Annotated in this window: 14 protein-coding genes and 1 pseudogene; 11 read left to right on the top strand and 4 right to left on the bottom strand. The window is 65.8% G+C overall.

Translation table 11 applies throughout. The annotated features are described in order from the left end of the window. Positions 1-90 precede the first annotated feature (90 nt). The 3 genes and pseudogenes from KM031_RS21400 to KM031_RS21390 all read left to right on the top strand — a co-directional run. Positions 91-777, top strand: coding sequence for a SapC family protein (locus tag KM031_RS21400; RefSeq protein ID WP_215507275.1), 687 nt, complete (start codon positions 91-93; stop codon positions 775-777). Continuing rightward, on the top strand, positions 774-1,535 hold the full coding sequence (locus tag KM031_RS21395; RefSeq protein WP_215507273.1) for a SapC family protein: 762 nt from the start codon (positions 774-776) through the stop codon (positions 1,533-1,535). The genes KM031_RS21400 and KM031_RS21395 overlap by 4 nt, the downstream gene beginning before the upstream one ends. A 76-nt stretch (positions 1,536-1,611) precedes the next feature. Further along, a pseudogene (locus KM031_RS21390) lies at positions 1,612-1,743 on the top strand (IS5/IS1182 family transposase); the annotation flags it as partial. 315 nt (positions 1,744-2,058) lie between these two features. On the opposite strand, the gene KM031_RS21385 reads toward KM031_RS21390, so the two are convergent. The 3 genes from KM031_RS21385 to KM031_RS21375 are packed head-to-tail and all read right to left on the bottom strand — an operon-like array spanning position 2,059 to position 7,669. Then, on the bottom strand, positions 2,059-3,204 hold the full coding sequence (locus KM031_RS21385) for a nitroreductase (protein ID WP_260692226.1): 1,146 nt from the start codon (positions 3,202-3,204) through the stop codon (positions 2,059-2,061). A gap of 38 nt (positions 3,205-3,242) precedes the next feature. Next, on the bottom strand, positions 3,243-5,057 hold the full coding sequence (locus tag KM031_RS21380; RefSeq protein WP_215507269.1) for a glycosyltransferase family protein: 1,815 nt from the start codon (positions 5,055-5,057) through the stop codon (positions 3,243-3,245). Further along, positions 5,054-7,669 carry a polysaccharide pyruvyl transferase family protein gene (locus tag KM031_RS21375; protein WP_215507267.1) on the bottom strand — a complete coding sequence of 872 codons (2,616 nt, stop codon included), beginning with the start codon at positions 7,667-7,669 and terminating at the stop codon, positions 5,054-5,056. The genes KM031_RS21380 and KM031_RS21375 overlap by 4 nt, the downstream gene beginning before the upstream one ends. Before the next feature lie 407 nt (positions 7,670-8,076). Between KM031_RS21375 and KM031_RS21370 the strand changes: the two genes are divergently transcribed. Together KM031_RS21370 and KM031_RS21365 are read left to right on the top strand one after the other, a co-directional pair. Continuing rightward, positions 8,077-8,679, top strand: a complete 603-nt coding sequence (locus KM031_RS21370; RefSeq protein WP_215507265.1) for a hypothetical protein — start codon at positions 8,077-8,079, stop codon at positions 8,677-8,679. Positions 8,680-8,809: 130 nt separating this feature from the next. Continuing rightward, positions 8,810-10,357: a calcium-binding protein gene (locus KM031_RS21365; RefSeq protein WP_215507263.1), complete on the top strand. Its 1,548-nt coding sequence runs from the start codon at positions 8,810-8,812 to the stop codon at positions 10,355-10,357. A gap of 33 nt (positions 10,358-10,390) precedes the next feature. Here the strand turns inward: KM031_RS21365 and KM031_RS21360 are convergent, their stop codons facing one another. Next, complete coding sequence (locus KM031_RS21360; protein WP_215507261.1) at positions 10,391-11,296, bottom strand: LysR substrate-binding domain-containing protein; 906 nt, start codon at positions 11,294-11,296, stop codon at positions 10,391-10,393. A gap of 159 nt (positions 11,297-11,455) precedes the next feature. Here KM031_RS21360 and KM031_RS21355 point away from each other — a divergent pair, with 159 nt between their 5' ends. The 6 genes from KM031_RS21355 (at position 11,456) to KM031_RS21330 (ending at position 17,146) form a co-directional block, all read left to right on the top strand. Next, positions 11,456-12,280 carry an aldo/keto reductase gene (locus tag KM031_RS21355; protein WP_215507259.1) on the top strand — a complete coding sequence of 275 codons (825 nt, stop codon included), beginning with the start codon at positions 11,456-11,458 and terminating at the stop codon, positions 12,278-12,280. 6 nt (positions 12,281-12,286) lie between these two features. After that, a complete protein-coding gene (locus tag KM031_RS21350) occupies positions 12,287-13,489 on the top strand; it encodes an MFS transporter (protein ID WP_215507257.1) in 1,203 nt (400 codons plus the stop codon). A gap of 117 nt (positions 13,490-13,606) precedes the next feature. Then, positions 13,607-14,296 (top strand): GntR family transcriptional regulator, encoded by a 690-nt coding sequence (locus KM031_RS21345; RefSeq protein ID WP_215507255.1) that lies wholly within the window; start codon positions 13,607-13,609, stop codon positions 14,294-14,296. Between the two features lie 46 nt (positions 14,297-14,342). Then, positions 14,343-15,317: a TRAP transporter substrate-binding protein gene (locus tag KM031_RS21340; protein ID WP_215507253.1), complete on the top strand. Its 975-nt coding sequence runs from the start codon at positions 14,343-14,345 to the stop codon at positions 15,315-15,317. A 51-nt stretch (positions 15,318-15,368) separates the two neighbouring features. After that, a complete protein-coding gene (locus KM031_RS21335; protein WP_215507251.1) occupies positions 15,369-15,869 on the top strand; it encodes a TRAP transporter small permease in 501 nt (166 codons plus the stop codon). Further along, a complete protein-coding gene (locus KM031_RS21330) occupies positions 15,869-17,146 on the top strand; it encodes a TRAP transporter large permease (RefSeq protein ID WP_215507249.1) in 1,278 nt (425 codons plus the stop codon). Before KM031_RS21335 ends, KM031_RS21330 begins: the two co-directional genes overlap by 1 nt. Position 17,147: the final 1 nt, after the last annotated feature.

Below are 17,147 nucleotides of genomic sequence, written 5' to 3'. Positions count from 1 at the left end.
GATTTATGAATTACAGAAGAGACCTTCATGCATCTTCCCAAAATGTACAGGTTCAGGGATCACAACTGCAGGTGAGTTACAAGCATGTACATGGCCTATGAAAGTTGGGACACGGCGACGCGCGCGGCGCTGCGGATTTATGATCCGTTTTCTTATCGGCCCGCACTTTATGAACGCATTGTGCCAATCAGCCTGTCCGAAGCGCTGCCACTTGCCGAACGTTATCCAGTGATCTGGCGGCGCGATCTGCATGGCGACCCGGAGCTTGTCGTGCTGCGGGGGCTGGACGCAAAGGCGGAAATTCCGGGCGCTCGGGCGCAAAGTCGGCTGGCGCTGCCGCTGTTGCTGCAGGCCTTCCCCTTTCGGTTTCGGGACACAGCACGCGGCACGGAGATCGGGGTGGACCAGTCCGCCCCGATGCGGGAGGGGGATGCCGGATCTTACATTCACGATCCGCAGGGCAATCTGCTGCCGGGGGCGGAAATGAAGCTCGGGGCGCTGGAGGCCTTTCAGGCAGATGCCGACACCCGATTGCGCCTGACGGCCGCCGTCTTTCGCCACGGCCTGATCGAACCCGTTGTTCTGCCGGATGAAATCGTTGCGAAATACGATCTGCCCGACTTTTTCGTCGTGCTGCCCTTCCCTGACGACGCCCTGATCTTCGAAGATATTCCGTATGAACACTGGCCCCTGACCGCGCGCTTTCTGGCTGCGCAGCGGATGTCGCTTTACACGATGGGCCGCCTGATCGCGGCAGCAGAAGGAACTGCGGCGTGAAATGGTTCGAGGTATTTCCCGGCGTGACCGGGGCCGATCCGCTGTCGGATGGCGCATTGGCCTCCTGGCCGGACCGGGCCTTTGATGATCGCCTGCACCATCTGCGCGCCTGTCCGGTCGTGCTGACCGAGCTTTATCAGATTGCGCGGCACTTTCCACTGGTGGTGCGCGACGAGGAGGGCGATCTGACCCTGATGGCGGATCTGCGGTCCGAGACCTTGCGGCGCCCGGCGTTTGACGCATCGGGGCGCTTTGCCTCGGGGTATCGTCCGCTAGCCACCCGGTTGCTGCCTTTTGTGGCAACCGCCAGTGGTGGCGCGATCCGCCTGCGCGACACCCTGTCGATGCCAGAGCCGGAGCGGCCCGTTGCGCTGCGCCAGCAAGTGGCGCAAATGCTGCAGGCCCATGCCGCAGGACACAGGAAACTGGGGGGAGCGGTGCGTCTTTTGATCGCGCGCAGGTATCTTGTCAGCAACGAGACAGACGGCGACGGGCCGGGCTGCGACTGGCTTCCTGCGCCATCATCGCCACAGGGTGCGCGCCAAGACATGGCAATGGACAGTCGCAAGGAAAAATTTCTGGCCCTTCGCCTTCTGGCCGTGATGGAGTTTTCGGCCATGCATCGCAGGAACGCTCCGCCGCGTGGGGTGGTTGCCGAAAGATTCCGCGATTGGATGAGCCGCGACGAGGTGCTGCGCCGCCAGACCTTCCTGAGCACGGATGAGATGATAGACTTCTCACACCTGACGTCCAGCTAATCCTTCGGCGACCAAGGGGCGTTCTGGAAGCACTGAACAGGATACCATGCAAGAGCCGGATCGAGGCATAGTGCTGTGCCTCAACGCCTTCGGTGAGCGCATCAGCGCAAGAGACTCCCACCACCAAACCGCCGAAATCCAGATCCGCGTCGCACTGATGAGCCGCTTTTCAGCGATCAGCACTGCCGAAATCGTTCGCGTGTTCTGAAACCGGCGGGAAAAGGGAGGTCACGCCCTAGGCTGCAATTGCGCAACGCCCCTAGCAGATGGGGTATTCGGCTTGCGCCCCATTCTCAACGCTGACGTTCGTGGAGGTGCTGCGCTTTGAGCTGATTGTACATCGTGGTCTCTATGAAGCAGACACAAGCATCAGGAAGGAAGCGCAGCATGAAACATTATGCCGGATTTGCGCCCCGGCTCATTCTTGGTGTAGCGTGCGTTCACCAAGATCACATGGAAGCCGCGCGCTTCAGGAAGATTTGCATGCCAATATCACGGGCAGGCCTGACCGCGCGAGCGACGCTCAGACAGGCAGGCTGAACAGCCGCCCCAGATCGCTCAGATGCGCCTGGATCTGGCCTCCGCCTTTGGCGTTCACGGGCAGGCCCAGATTCAGCTGTGCGCGCGTGTTGGCATAGTATTCGTGCCAACGGCCCCAGTCCGCGCCCAGCAGTCCCAGAACGGCACTGGCATGCTGCATCATCTCTGCCTGTTCTGCCGGGCTGAAATAGGCATCCAGCGCCAGATCGAGCGGTTTGCCTGCCGCCCGAGTGGTCATCTGCTCCAGCGCCGGGGCAAAGACCGGGCGCCCGAAATAGGCTGCGTCCAGTGCCTGAGCGTCGGCGGCGCAAGTCCGGGCGATCAGGGTGAGACTGTCCTGATCGAGCTCCGGCTTGCTGTCGAGCGGGTGCGGCGTCACGGCCCGGGCGATGCTGCGCGACAGCGGGATACGCTGCCGTCCCTGGATGCCGGCCTCGTTCATGTAACGGTTGAAGGCACGCAACCCCGCCAGCGCCCGCAGGCTCAGCGTCTGATTTTCATGTGGCAGATTGCCAACGGCAACCTCCGGGTCTCCGGTGACGATGCTGAAGAAATCGGCGACCGCATCGCCATTCCGCAACTCCTCGCGCAGGAAGGGTCGCAGGATAAAGCCATCGCCAAAGGCCTCGCGCCATTTCTGGAACCGGGTGGAATAGTTCAGCGATCCATCTGCGATGAAATGGGGCAGCCAGTCGGAAAAGCTTCTGAGCGTATAGCCGCATTTAACCCGTTCGGCATAGGCAGACAGGGTGCGCCCGACATGCGGGCGGGCGTAGGCCATGACCTGCATATCCGCGGCCAGGCTCGGGTGCCGCCGCAGAAAGGCCCGCTTCAGGACCCCGGGTGTCGCGTCGATGAAGAACTCCGAAGACAGGACCAGAAACTCTGCCTGGGCCGTGGCGATCCAGGGTGCCAGCTGTTTCATGGCAGCCCGGACCCGCTCGGGATCACGGCCGTGGAAGCCGCGCGCCACGGTCACGGCATTGGCGCTGCTCCTGCCGCTGATGAAGCCCGAAACCTTGCCGTTCCGGCTGGTGATCAGGTCGTTCTGCAGGGCCCGCTGGATCGACGAGGTGCCGGTTTTCGGATCACCGATGTGGATGACAAGCTGTTTCTCTGCAGAGGACATGCGGTTCTGACTTTCCTTCGGGTCGGAGGGGGCGGCTGTCATTGGGCGGCATCACGCCTTTCGTCGGCGATCCCCAGCTTGTCCTGCCAGAAGCGTTCCGAGGTCATGTCGGCATAGCTGCCCTGCCATTCGGCCTGCAACCGGGCCTGATTGCGGCGCAGCGCAAGGCAGTTCTTCATCAGGCGCAGGCTTTCCGCCCAGAAGCGGCGGCGGTCGCGCCTGACCGTATAGGTGGCGGTGCGGGGCGCGTTCAGATAGGTGATCTGCCGCGCGCCATAGACCTCGCGGTGGTTCTCGCGATGGGCGGCCTCGATCACCAGATCGCTGCCGAAGCGGTTGGCAAAGGGCAGCAGATGACCGTTCAGCGTCAGCAGCAGCACCGCTCGCTGCCAGCGCGACAACCGGCCATGGCGGATCCCGGGCCGCGGCGCGCGCGGGTCAAGCGTCTGCCAGGCCTCGGTCACGGTCAGCGCCTTCAGATCCTGCCGCCGGGTCGCCATATCGGCATGTTCGGCAAAGAAGGCCGGTCCGCGCTGCGCGTCTTCCATTGCGAGGTTGACCGCCGACAGGCTGTCGTAATGGAAGCGCAGCACGGTGCGCAGATAGAAGCTCGCCACCATCCGCATCAGCCGTCGCCAGCCGATCTGCTTGGCGGGCAGGCTCAGGTGATGCGCCAGATGGCTGCGCAGGTCGAGATACCAGGTCAGCGGGGCCGCCTTGTCGGTGAAGCTTTCCTGAAACGAGGCCACGCCAGGCAGCGTCACGCAGCGGAACTCATTGGCCAGCGAGAAGCTGACATCATCGCCGCGCACGAAAAAGGGGAAGGGCATGTGCTCTGCCCGGTCCACCGGAAAGGCAAAGAACCACCAGCCGGCATAATGGCCCGCAGGGGCCGGGCCGGTGGTGTCGAATTCCATCTCGAAGACCGAAACCCGGTTGCGCAGGTCGGTGCCATGGAACAGGGGCCGGCAGCCGCCGTCAAAGACCGCGCCGTTTTCCCAGATCTGCCAGCGGTAATCGGCATTGATCATCGCCCCCGCCACCGCCACGCGCGGATCGGTGGCATAGGCCAGCAGCATCCAGGTGCGGGTGAAGGCCCCCATATGCACCGAGGCATCGTCATCCATGAACAGGCAATGGCTGGCCCCGGTGGCGCGCGCCTCCAGCAGGCCCCGCGAAAAGCCGCCTGCGCCGCCCAGATTGGCATTGGGCAGGAGGCTGACGCCGTCGCCCGGCGCAATCGTCACCGACTGGCCATTGTCCACCACCAGCATGCGCAGATGGTCGCGCAGGGGCGAGGTGGCGCGGAAGCGGCGGAAGCGCGCCACGGTATCGGCCACCTCGGCTTCGCGCCGGAAGGTGGTGACCGACAGCATCAGATCGGGGGTCTGGCGCGGCGGCATCGGCGTGCCCCAGGCGAAATCCTCCAGCGCCCCCTCGCTCAGCGCGACCAGCTCGAAGAACAGCAGCATGCGTGGCAGGGTCGCTGCCGACAGATCAAGCGGCAGCACAAGATCGCCCTCGATGCTCACCGGCTCGCAATGGATGCGCTCCCACGAGCGTTCGCGGCTGGCCAGCCAGACCGTCAGCTGGAACCGCCCGCGCCCGCGCAATTGCAGCGACAGTGGCATCTCACCACAGCAGTCGCGCCATTTGCTCAGGTTGAACAGGTTGAAATACCCATCCACCATGACCGCCCCGCCCGGCGCGAAGATCACCCCGCCATGGTCCAGCGAGGTGGCACAGGGCCCCGTCAGCCCCAGATAGGGCGCGGTTTCCGTGGAGATGCCGACCTCGGGCCAGATCGCAGGTTGCAGCGCGTGGAAGGGCGCGGGCTGGCGGTCTTGCGTCACTTCACCGCCTCGTCCTGGCGGAAGGCCGGAACGGCATCGGTGGCGGGCTGGTCATGGTGGCGCATCACCTGCTCCACGCCGACGCGGCGCGACCGCGGCGTCAGGATCGCCGGATCGTAATGGCCTGCCGCCACGAAGGAGATGAAGACTTCGCTTTCCGGAATGTCCAGCAGCTCCCGCAGCGCCGCCTCGCGCTGGGTATTCATCGCGGTGTTGAGCGGGCAGCCGCCCAGACCCACATGCTGCAGCCCCAGCAGCAGCCCCATCATGAACAGCCCGCCATCGACAAAGGCCTGATTGCGTTCCGAGGCAAAGAGGAAGGCGTTCAGATCGGCAGTGACCAGCAGCAGGCGCGGCGGGGTGTTGTAGCCGCCGAAACCGCCCTGAATGTCGATGGCGGCCTGGATGCGGAGCGGGTCCGAAAAGACATGCACCCGCCCGGCCTGACGGTTGCAGACCGAAGGTGCCTGCATGGCCAGTTGCACGGCCCGGCGCAGATCCTCGTCCGACACCGGATCGGCGGTGAAATCGCGGATGCTGCGGCGGCCATAGACCACATCGAGGAAGCGGTTGTCGGCATTCACCTCCGGCACCGGCTCGCGGTCGGCGGCGGCGGCGAGCACGCCGCCCTCGGCCGTCCCGGCGGCCTCGATCTGCGCCAGCACGGGTGCTGCGAACAGCGCGCGGAAGGCCGAAACATCGACATCAATCTGGCGGTGACGCTCGAAATAGGCCTGCATCACGGCGGCGGCGGTGCGGAAATAGGCATCCTGCGGATCGCGCCCGGCCTGCAGCCAGGCCCCCATCTCGCGTGCCAGCGCCGGAACCGAGATCTTGCCGAAGCCGCCGCGGAAATCCAGACGGCTCAGGCCCTTCTCGATGGCATGGGCATGGAACATGATCCGGGCCCGCGCGCTGGTGAGCGACCGGCCGGCCTCGGCATGTGCCTTGACGAAACGGTCATGGTCGTCCAGCGCCAGTTTCCGCGCCAGCTCGGCATGGGTGGGCGGTTTGGGCTTGGCCGGGGCCTTCTGCATCTCGGCCGGGCTGATCTCGTCCAGCGCAAGGCCGGTGATCCAGGCGCCGCCGCCCGGGCCGGAGAAATGCACCGCCCCCAGCATGAACTGGCTGAACCCGCCCGGCGGCATGATGAAATCGACCGTATCGCGCCGCACCACATTCACCCGGCCCTCTACCGCCACCTTGCCGATGACATGGAAGGCACCGGTCTGCGGGTTGCGCAGATGCAGGTTCAGGGCCGGGGCGGTGCTGCGCACGGTCCAGTCCAGGGTCAGCCGGCAGGCGCTGCCGGGCGCGGGCTGCGGCGGCAGATCGCACCAGACCTGATTGCCGCGCACCGCACCATCGGGCGCAACCTTCAGATCCTGCCCCGCGCCCCGGGCGGAGACCTGCCAGGCCGCATTGCCGGCGGTGAAGGGGGCAGGGGGCTTGGATCCCGGTCTCTGCGGGGCGCCGTCGGTGGCGGGCAGCGCCGCAGTGGTGCCCCGCTCTGTCGTCAGCGCGGCCTGCAGCCAGGCCAGCGAGCGCGTGCGCCCCTCGGCGATGCGCGCATTCGTCTTGGTATAATCCAGCGTCAGGCTGAGGTTCGGATTGGCGGCGAGCGTCTCGGCCGTATCGGTTTCCAGCAGGCGGCGGCTCTCGCCGAAGCCCAGCCAGTTCAGCAGGTTCTTGAAACGGTCCACCCCGCGATGGGTGTTGTAGATCGACGAGAAGGGCTTGCCGAAGATCGTGGCAAAGGCGGTGCCGTGGAAACTGTCGGTCACCACATAGCTGGCCGCCCGGTAGGCATGCAGGAAGTTCTCGGGCGCGTCCTCGTCAAGGATCTCGAAGCGCGGATCCGCGAACAGCTCTTCCGCCAGCGGCCGGCCTCCATCGGGATTGGGGATGACCACGATCCGCGCCAGGCCCAGCCGTTCGGCCAGCGCCACGGCGACATCACGCTTTTCGGGATTGGGATCGAGGAAGAACACCGCCAGGTAATCGCCCGACAGCTCGACACTCGCCATGTCGGCCAGTGCGTCATAGGCGCTGGTGGGCAGCAGGAACACCGGGTCCACCACCTGGGTTGCCACCACGCCGAAAATATCGCGCGCAGTATCGACGGCATAGCCCTCGCGCACCGAGATGGCGTTGAACTGCTGCAGGTTGGCGCTGTGTTTGGCCACGAAATCGGGCTTGAACTTCGCGGTGCCGCGATTGCCGAACGAGGTGGCATAGGCGACACGGCGGTTTTCGGGGCTGACGAAATCAAGGAAGAGATCGTCATTCACCCGGCCGATCACCGGGTTCCACAGCTGGTCGGAGCCGACAATGAAGGTGCGCGCCCGGGCATTGAGCGCAGGCAATTCCGAGAAATGCACCTGACTGGTGTAATGATACCCGGCGCGGCGGGCGAATTCCATCGATAGGATGTCATCGGGCCAGAGCACGCGATAGCCATTGTAGCCCAGAGCCTCATGCACCATGAGCGCCCTGAACCCCAGCGTCTCGATGGCGCGGTTCAGCCCGTAATAGGTCAGGATGGAGCCGTAATTCTTGCCATACCACCAGCCCAGAATTCCAACGTCATAAGTCTGTTCCGGCGCGGTCATATGCGGGTTCCTTGGATACGGGATGGCTTGGATACGGGATGGCAAGGCGCAGCGCGGCGGAGCCAGAAGGAGGATGAGACGGAACCTGCGGTCCCGCACCCGGCCAATACCCCGGCAGGGCACGCGGCGGGCATGGGGACAAAAGCGGAAACAGGGCAATCGTTCTGCATCTTCATCCCGGGATTCGTGGCGCAGGCCTTCTCTAGCAGGCTTTCTCTAGGCAGATTGGGTCCAAGCGTCAATGTGGGCCGGGGGATTGCCGCTGGCAGGGCCGGTCATGCGGCAGCGTCGCCCCCCGGTCCCCGGCGGGATGGACGCTGCCCTGCCGGGCCGCTATCAGGACGGGACGCCCGTGTTTGCGCGCCATCGGCGCGACGCCCGTGTCTGTGCATCAAAGGAGCCACATCATGTTATGGGAGATCCGCGCCCTCATGAAACCGGCCCTGTCGGTCATCGACCTGATCCCCAATGTCCATCGCACCCCGGCCCTGACGCTGTTGCGTCGGGCCGTGCTGGACGGGCGCCCGGCGGTGCTCCGGCTGTCGGGCGACGAGAAGGAACTGGCGTTTCAGGACACCTCGGTGCCGCTGACCTCGCCCATCGGTGCGCGGGTGCTGCTGGCACTCTATCATGCCGGGCATCTGAAGCTGAAAAAACCGGCGCTGCGGTCCTTGCCCGCGCTCGAGGCCTATGCGGCCACGGAAACCGCCTTCCGCGCCGCGGTGGACCGGATCCTGGCCGAGGAGGACAGCCGTCGTCAGCGTCTGGCCGAGATCATCGCCGATCCCGCCTGTGCCCGCCCGGACGAGCTCAGCCCCTATCTGATCGACAAGGTGATGTCGGCCCATCTCGGGCACAGCACCTATGGCACGATGCAGATTGCCAATCTTGCCTGCCACCGCAGCCTGAGCGCGCCTGCCACAGCCGACCACGACCGCCTGCGCCCCGAAGGCCAGGTGATCTGCTGGTGGCTGGATGCGGCGGGCCTCCGGCAGGGGGATCCCGCGTAGCGATCCCGATGACCGGTGTGGCCAGTTGACAGAAGGCCCGCCGGTCTGGTCTCATTCCTCTATCGCAAATTGATATTTACAGGGCGCCACGCCGCCTTTGAGGGTGCCCGATTCATTCAGGAGACCGGATATGGCATTTGCCCGGAGGACTGGCGCGTCCTACAGCGCTTCAGATACGCAAGAGGGGTTCTTTGACCAGCTGTATGGTCTTGGCGGCTTTGGCGGCGTGCCGCTGCTGACCGAGGCAGAGATCAACGCAATGACGGTGGGGCAGTATCGCACCCTGCTGAATGACGCGATTGCGGCGCTGCGCGCCTTCGACTGGTCGTCGATGCAGGAACTGCTCGACGATCCCGACATCTCGTCACACCTGCCCGCAGATGTTTATGCCCTGCTGCAGGAGGCGATTGCGCAGCGCGGCGAGAATATCGTGCGCCTGCTTGAGGACGGGCTGAGCCTTGTCGACGGATATGCCGACAGCGATGTGCTGGGCGAGATCTTTGCCGAAGACCCGGACGGGCCGGACATCGACTTTGACCTTCACGATTTTCCGACCACGGCGGCGCAGTTGGAAGACCATGCGGAATCCTATGGCTGGCAGATCGACGCGGAGGCGGACAGCTTCGCCTTTACCTCGCCGACCTTCCGCTTTGACGATGCCGATGGCGGCTGGGCCGTGCTGGGCGATGCGCCGGAGCAGGGTGCTGCGGGCAGCACGGCGGGGGCCTTCCTGTCGGCGGTGGGCGAAGTGGTCGGCGATGCAGTCGTGACGATCCTCGGGCAGGCGGACGGGGTGCTGGGCGGCCTGATCCAGGCCGGAGGCACCGCCAGCGATCTGGCCGAGGCCTGGCAGGTCGGGGCCGATGCCGGCGAAGAATTCGGCGACGTGTTGCAATATGGGGTGGATGGCTATTTCGACGGCACGCTGGATGTCGAGGCGCTTGATGCACGGGCCAACAGCGCGGTGCGCAATTTCGTCGCCGATCTGGTCGGACTGATCCCGGGGGCGGGCCCCACGGTGCGCAATATCGTTTTCGGGTCACGCAATTCGGATGTGACCCTGGTTGTCGGCAGTGAGGCCGCGCTGTTCAACGGCACCGCGCATGGTGACAGATTCCTGCTGGGGGCGGGCCATGACCGGTTCGACGGTGGCGCGGGGCGGGACGTGCTGTTTGGCCTCGCGGGCAATGACCGGCTGCTGGGTGGCCGTGCCGATGATGCGCTGTTCGGCGGCGCGGGCCGCGACCGGCTGGACGGGGGGGGCGGGTCCGATGTGCTGCTGGGCGGGGCCGGACGGGACATCCTTTCGGGCCTCTCCGGCAAGGACCGCCTGCTGGGCGGTGCGGACCGCGACGCGCTGTCGGGCGGCACAGAGCAGGACCGGCTGTTCGGCGGTGCGGGGAATGACACGCTGAACGGCGGCCGGGGCGATGATCGGTTGATCGGCGGGCTGGGCCGGGATGTGTTTGTCTTCGGCACCGGTTTTGGCCGCGATGTCATCACCGATTTTCGCAATGGCCAGGACCGGATCGACCTGAGCGGCGGTCTGCGTTTTCGCGATGCCACCGAGACGGCGGTCACCGGCGGTGTCCGGCTGAGCTTCGAGGATCAGCCGGGGCTGACGCTGACCGTGATGGGGGTGACGCGGGCACAGCTGGGGGCCGAAGACTTTTTCTGACGGGGGCATGCCCGCGGAGCAAGCGGTTGCTGCTCAGCCGCCCGCCAGAAACAGCCGCAGCCGGGGTGACATGAAATCCAGGAAGGCGCGCAGGCGGTGCGGAAGATGCGGGCCGCCCAGATACAGGGCATGCACATCCTCGCTGTCGCCCGCCACCGCCTCGGTCAGCACCTCGACCAACGCGCCCTGCCGCAGATCCTCGCGCACGTGGAATTCGCCCATCCGGGCCAGCCCCATGCCGGCCAGCGCCATGCGCCGCACCGTCTCGCCGTTATTGGCAATCAGCGGGCCGGTCAGATGCCGGTCGACGATCCGGCCACTGTCGCGCAGCGGCCAGACCGGGGCGGCGCGGCGGAAGTTGAAGCCGAGGCAGGCATGATCGGCCAGATCCGCGATGGTCTGCGGCGTGCCGTGCCGGGCCAGATAGGCGGGGGCGGCCACGATCTTGCGCGGCGCGGCCCCCAGCTTGCGCGCCGTCATTCCTGAGTCAGGCAGCGGGCCGACGCGAAAGGCCACATCGGTCCGGTCGAGATACAGATCCACGATCTCGTCCGACAGCGACAGATCGACCACGATATTGGGATAACAGGCCCAGAAGGCGGGCAGCAGCGGCTCCACCCCCAGAATGCCGAAGCCGACCGAGGCGCTGACCCGCACCGTGCCGCCCATGCTGCCCGCGCCCTGCGACAGATCCCGTTCGATATCTTCCAGCGTGGCCAGCAGGCTCTGGCTGCGGTCGTAATAGATCTGGCCCTCGGCGGTCAGCGACAGGCGGCGGGTGGAGCGTTCCAGCAACCGCACCCCCAGCCGGGTCTCGATGCGGGCGACCAGCTTGCTGACGGTGGAGGGCGTCATGCGCAGGACGCGGGCCGCCTCGGAAAAGCTGCCGCTTTCGACCACGCGCAGGAAGACCTGCATTTCGCCGGCGCGATTGTCCATATGGCCTGCCTGTGCAGCGGGGTGTCTGTGAATTTGCTTCACAGATGATAGGGGAAGGCGGGGGATTATCAAGCCCGGCACCCTTGCGTATCTCTGCCAGCACAACAGGGCAGTGGCCCGCAGTGGCCGCGATCCCGCCACGAGGCAGAAGGACAGATCATGGACGATGTAACCGTGCAGGGCGCGCGTGTGCCCGCACTCGGCTTTGGGGTGTTCCGCATGACGGAGACCGAGGTGGCGCAGGTGATCCCTGCCGCGCTGGAGGCCGGGTTCCGCCATTTCGACACCGCCCAGATCTATGAAAACGAGGCGGCCCTTGGCCGCGCCTTGGCCGGGGCCGGGGCGGCGCGGGCGGATCTGTTCCTGACCACCAAGGTCTGGGTCAGCCACTACAGCCCCGCGCGCTTTGCCGCCTCGGTGGCGGAAAGCCTGGACAAGCTGCACGTCGATCAGGTCGATCTGCTGCTCTTGCACTGGCCCGGTGACAGCGTGCCGGTCGCAGCGCAGATCGAGATGCTGAACCAGGTGCAGGCGGCCGGGCAGACCCGGTTCATCGGTGTCAGCAACCAGAACCGCCAGCAATTGCGCGCGGCGGTGGCGCAGAGCGCCGCGCCGCTGCTGACCAACCAGATCGAGATGCACCCCTATCTGGATCAGGGGGCGATGATCGCGGCGGCCCGCGCCTGCGGTGTGGCGCTCACCGCCTATTACGGCATGGCCGACGGGGCGGTGCCGCGCGATCCGCTGTTGCAGGAGATCGGGGCACGCCATGGCAAAAGCGCGGCCCAGGTCGGGCTGCGCTGGCTGCTGCAACAGGGTCATATTGTGCTGACCAAGACGGCGCATCCGGCACGGGTGGCCGAAAACATCGCCGTGTTCGATTTCAGCCTGAGCGCCGGAGAGATGGCGGCCATCCATGCGCTTGCCCGGCCCGATGGCCGCATCGTCAGCCCGCCGGGCCTCGCCCCTGACTGGACCCTCTGAGGAGACATGACCGTGACTGTAACCCCGTCCTCCGCGCCACGCGGCGCGGCCTGGCCGCTGCTGGCGCTGGCCATCGGTGCCTTTGCCATCGGCACCACCGAATTTTCCCCCATGGGCCTGTTGCCGGTGATTGCCGAGGGGGTGGATGTCTCGATCCCTGCGGCGGGGCTGCTGGTCAGCGCCTATGCCATCGGCGTCATGCTCGGCGCGCCGGTGATGACCCTGCTGTTCAGCCGCTTTGGCAAACGCACGGCGCTGATGGCGCTGATGGGCATCTTCACGCTGGGCAACCTGATGTCGGCGGCGGCACCGGATTATTGGACCCTGCTGATCGCGCGGCTGGTCACCAGCCTGAACCATGGCGCGTTTTTCGGTCTGGGCGCGGTGGTCGCGGCCAGCGTGGTGCCGAAAGACCGGCAGGCCAGCGCGGTGGCCACCATGTTCATGGGGCTGACCATCGCCAATATCGGCGGGGTTCCGGCGGCGACCTGGCTGGGCCAGCAGATCGGCTGGCGCGAGGCCTTTGCGGGCACCGCCGCTCTGGGTCTGGTTGCCATTGCTGCGCTGTGGCTGGCGCTGCCGCAGGGCACCCCCGGCCAGCGGCCCGATGTGCGGCGCGAACTGGGCGTGCTGGTCCGGCCCGAGGTGGTGATTGCGATGCTGACCACCGTCATGGGCGCGGGGGCGATGTTCACGCTCTACACCTATATCGCGCCGATCCTGACGGTGCTGACCGAGGCCTCCGACGCATTCGTCACGCTGGCGTTGGTGCTGATCGGGATCGGCTTCACCATCGGCAACTGGCTGGGCGGGCGGCTGGCCGACTGGTCGCTGACCGGGGCCACCGCGATCTTCATGGCGGCGCTGGCCGGGCTCATGCTGCTGGCGCCCTGGGGGCTGGGCAGCCCGCTGGCCGCCGCGATCCTGCTGACGGTCTGGGGCGCTGCCGCCTTTGCGCTGGTGCCGCCGGTGCAGATGCGGGTGATGCAGGCCGCCGCCGAAGCGCCGGGTCTGGCCTCCTCGATCAATATCGGCGCGTTCAACCTGGGTAATGCGCTGGGGGCGGCCCTGGGCGGCGCGGTGATCGGGGCGGATCTGGGCTATGCGGCGGTGCCGGTGGCGGGCGGGCTGCTGGCAGCAGCCGGGCTGGGGCTGGTCTGGCTGGGGCATCGGCGCGGCATGGCAGCCCGGCTGGCCTGCCCGGTCTGAGGGGCGGCCCGACGGCCTCCCCGGACCTTTCAGGACGCATCTCTGCGGGGCCGCGCGGCCTCGCATTGACTTGTATGGTAGTATGGTATAGTGATGCGCCGGGGGAGGAGTCGCATCATGTCAGATCACGCATCGCCATCGGTCTTGTTGCAACCGCAGCGCATCAGCGTCGTGGATCAGCTCTATGCGGCCCTGCGCGCCGCCATCATCGACAATGCGCTCAGCCCCGGCACGCGTATCTCGGAGGCCGAGGTGGCGCAGCAATATGGCATCAGCCGCCAGCCGGTACGCGAGGCCTTCATCACCCTGGCCAATGAAGGCCTGCTGGAGGTGCGGCCCCAGCGCGGCACCTTCGTCGCCAAGATTTCCCTGTCGGATGTGATGGATGCCCGCTTCGTGCGCGAGGCGGTCGAGGCAGATATCGTGAAACTGCTGGCACAGACCCCGGATACCGCTCTTGTGGCCGACCTGCGCGCCCAGCTGGTGCGCCAGCAGGATCTGGTCGGCGGCTCGGCCCGCGATTTCATGGAAGCCGACGAGATCTTTCACCGCACGCTGGCCGAGGGGGCGGGCAAGGGCAAGGCCTGGCGCACCGTCGTCGAGATGAAGGCGCAGATGGACCGCGTGCGCTTTCTGTCCAGCATGAAATTCCCGGTGGACCGCCTGATCGACCAGCACCGCGAGGTGGTGGAGGGCATTGCCACCGGCGATGTGGCCCGCGCCGAGAGGTCGATGCGGCTGCACCTGCAAGGCATCCTGACCGATCTGCCGCTGATCAAGCAGGAACGTCCCGAATATTTTCTTTGATCCCGGCCCCGGCCGCGATCGCATCGTCCTGGAGGAGGAGCACACGATGACATTCCACAAACTGGCCAATTTTGCCGCAACCTGCGCGATGGTCGCCCTGATGGGCAGTGCCGCCGCTGCGGCGGAGGTCACGCTCAAGCTGGGCCATCTCGCGAATGAAGAGAACATCTGGCACAAGGCGGCGCTGAAATTCGCCGAAGAGGCTGCGGCGCTGACCGAAGGCCGTGTGGCGGTGGAAATCTATCCCAACGAGTCGCTGGGCAAGGAAATCGACGTGATCAACGGCATGCAGCTTGGCACCGCCGACATGACGATCACCGGCGAAAGCCTGCAGAACTGGGCGCCGCGCGCCGCCCTGCTGGCGCTGCCCTATGCCTATAAATCGCTGGCGCATATGGATGAGGTCGCCTCGGGCGAGATCGGCCAGCAGATCGAGGCCGAGATCGTCGACAAGGCCGGCATCCGCCCGCTGACCTATTTCGCCCGTGGCCCGCGCAACCTGTCGGCCAACCGCGAGATCACCAAGCCCGAAGATCTGAACGGCTTCAAGCTGCGTGTGCCCAATGTGCCGATCTTCGTGTCGGCCTGGCAGGCCATCGGGGCGAACCCGACGCCGATGGCGTTTTCGGAAGTGTTCACCTCGCTGCAGAACGGCACGATCGAGGGGCAGGAAAACCCGCTGGCCCTGTTCAAGTCGGGCGGTTTCTACGAGGTGCAGAAGGTCGTCAACAAGACCGAGCATGTGCGCTCCTGGATCTATCTGACCATCTCGGAACGCAGCTGGGGCAAATTGTCCGAAGCCGATCAGGCCGCCCTGCTGGAAGCGGCCAAACGCACCCAGGCCTATGAGCGCGAGCTGTTCCTGGCCGATGAAACCGCACTGGTCGCCGATCTGGAAGGCCGGGGCGTGACCTTCGTCGAGGTCGATCAGGCCGCCTTCGCCGCCAAGGCGCGCGATGCGGTGATCGGATCGGTTGCCGAAGAGCTCCGCCCGATGGTCGAGCAGATCTTCAACAACTGACAGCAGCAGGCCCTGCCGGGCGGATCCGGCAGGGCTGTCGCGGAGGGTTCCATGACACATCTATTCAAAGGGCTGGAGGGGCTGTGCCGCCTCCTGATCCTCGCGGCATTCCTGCTGTTGGCGGCCTCGGTGCTGCTCCAGGTCTTTTCGCGCACCTTCCTGCCCACGGCCCCGGTCTGGACGGAAGAGCTGACGCGGTTCTGCCTGATCTATATCGGCGCGCTTGGCGCGGGCCTCGCCCTGCGCAGCGGCGACATGGTGAATGTCGATCTGCTGTGTGAAAGCCTGCCGGGGCGCCTCCCCTATCTGCTGCGTCTGCTCAGTGCCGGGCTGACCGCGCTGTTCGCGCTGCTGCTGCTGCCCGCTGCCTGGGACTATACGCAGGTCGGCAGCCGCCAGACCGCGCCGTCGCTGGGCTGGCGCATGGATTTCCTGCACGGGACGATGCTGATCCTGTTCGTCACCCTGGCACTCTGGGCCCTGATGCGCGCCTACGAGATGCTGACCGGCCGCCATGATGGCCGCCCCATTCTGACTGCGGAGGACAACTGATGGGTCTGACCCTGCTTCTGGGCACCTTCGTGCTCGGCCTTGCCATCGGCCTGCCGGTCGCGGTGACACTGGGCCTGTCGTCGATGGCCTATCTGCTGTTCGCCGATATCCCGCTCGTGGTGATCCCGCAGAAAATGTACGCGGGCATGGACAGCTTCGTGCTGCTCTGCATCCCCGGCTTCATCCTTGCGGGCAATCTGATGAATTCGGGCGGCATCACCGAACGCATCATCCGCTTTGCCAATGCCCTTGTCGGCTGGATGCGCGGCGGGCTGGCGCAGGCCAATATCGCGGCCTCGATGCTGTTCGGCGGCATTTCGGGCACGGCAGTGGCCGATGTGGCCTCGGTCGGCGGCATGATGATCCCCGGCATGAAAAAGGCGGGGTATCCCGGCGATTTCTCGGCGGCTGTCACGGCCGCCTCCTCGACCGTCGGGCCTATGATCCCGCCCAGCGTGCCGATGATCATCGTGGGCTCGCTGTCGGGCCTGTCGGTGGGCAAGCTGTTCCTGGCCGGTGCCGTGCCCGGCCTGCTGATGGGCTTTGCCATGATGGTGACCACCTATTTCATCGCCAAGAAAAAGAACTTCCCGCGCGAGGCCTGGCAGGGCATGGGCGAGCTGTTCTCGTCCTTCACCGGGGCGATCTGGGCCATCGCGATGACCGCGCTGATCGTGGGCGGGCTGCTGATCGGCATCACCACGCCGACCGAAACCGCGATTGTCGCCTGCCTTTATGCGGCCCTTGTCGGCCTGTTCATCTACCGCGAACTGCCGGTGGCGCGCATTCCGAAGATCATCATCGACAGCGCCGTCAGCTCGGCCGGGATTCTGGTTCTGGTCGGCACCGCCAATGTGTTCGGCTGGATCCTGGTGGCCGAACGCATCCCGCAGATGCTGGCCGATGGTGTGCTGTCGCTGACCGACAACAAGTTCGTGGTGATCCTGCTGATCAACATCCTGCTGCTGTTCGTCGGCATGTTCATGGAAACGATCGCCGCGCTGATCATCCTGTTCGTGCCGTTGCAGGCGCTGGCCATGGCCGTGGGGATCGACCCGATCCACTTTGCCTGTTTCGCAGTGCTGAACCTGATGATCGGCCTGACCACGCCGCCGGTGGGGGTCTGCCTCTTCGTCGCCTCGAACATCGCGCGGCTGCCGCTGTCGCCGGTGATCCGGGCAATCATCCCCTATATCCTCACCAATATCCTTGTCCTGCTGATGGTCAGCTATTGGGCGCCGCTGGCGACCTGGCTGCCCAACACGCTGATGCCGTGAG

The organism is Gemmobacter fulvus, assembly GCF_018798885.1.
In the GTDB taxonomy this organism is placed as follows: domain Bacteria; phylum Pseudomonadota; class Alphaproteobacteria; order Rhodobacterales; family Rhodobacteraceae; genus Gemmobacter; species Gemmobacter fulvus.
The sequence above is the reverse complement of the archived record's forward strand: the minus strand, read 5'-3'. Positions and strand labels throughout refer to the sequence as shown.

What these genes read in the sequence shown, in the direction of transcription:
- KM031_RS21345 (WP_215507255.1), top strand. Translation starts at nt 13,607, where the DNA reads ATGTCAGATCACGCATCGCCATCGGTCTTGTTGCAACCGCAGCGCATC.
- KM031_RS21350 (WP_215507257.1), top strand. Translation starts at nt 12,287, where the DNA reads ATGACCGTGACTGTAACCCCGTCCTCCGCGCCACGCGGCGCGGCCTGG.
- KM031_RS21370 (WP_215507265.1), top strand. Translation starts at nt 8,077, where the DNA reads ATGTTATGGGAGATCCGCGCCCTCATGAAACCGGCCCTGTCGGTCATC.
- KM031_RS21385 (WP_260692226.1), bottom strand. Translation starts at nt 3,204, where the DNA reads ATGTCCTCTGCAGAGAAACAGCTTGTCATCCACATCGGTGATCCGAAA.
- KM031_RS21375 (WP_215507267.1), bottom strand. Translation starts at nt 7,669, where the DNA reads ATGACCGCGCCGGAACAGACTTATGACGTTGGAATTCTGGGCTGGTGG.
- KM031_RS21400 (WP_215507275.1), top strand. Translation starts at nt 91, where the DNA reads ATGGCCTATGAAAGTTGGGACACGGCGACGCGCGCGGCGCTGCGGATT.
- KM031_RS21335 (WP_215507251.1), top strand. Translation starts at nt 15,369, where the DNA reads ATGACACATCTATTCAAAGGGCTGGAGGGGCTGTGCCGCCTCCTGATC.
- KM031_RS21330 (WP_215507249.1), top strand. Translation starts at nt 15,869, where the DNA reads ATGGGTCTGACCCTGCTTCTGGGCACCTTCGTGCTCGGCCTTGCCATC.
- KM031_RS21365 (WP_215507263.1), top strand. Translation starts at nt 8,810, where the DNA reads ATGGCATTTGCCCGGAGGACTGGCGCGTCCTACAGCGCTTCAGATACG.
- KM031_RS21340 (WP_215507253.1), top strand. Translation starts at nt 14,343, where the DNA reads ATGACATTCCACAAACTGGCCAATTTTGCCGCAACCTGCGCGATGGTC.
- KM031_RS21360 (WP_215507261.1), bottom strand. Translation starts at nt 11,296, where the DNA reads ATGGACAATCGCGCCGGCGAAATGCAGGTCTTCCTGCGCGTGGTCGAA.
- KM031_RS21355 (WP_215507259.1), top strand. Translation starts at nt 11,456, where the DNA reads ATGGACGATGTAACCGTGCAGGGCGCGCGTGTGCCCGCACTCGGCTTT.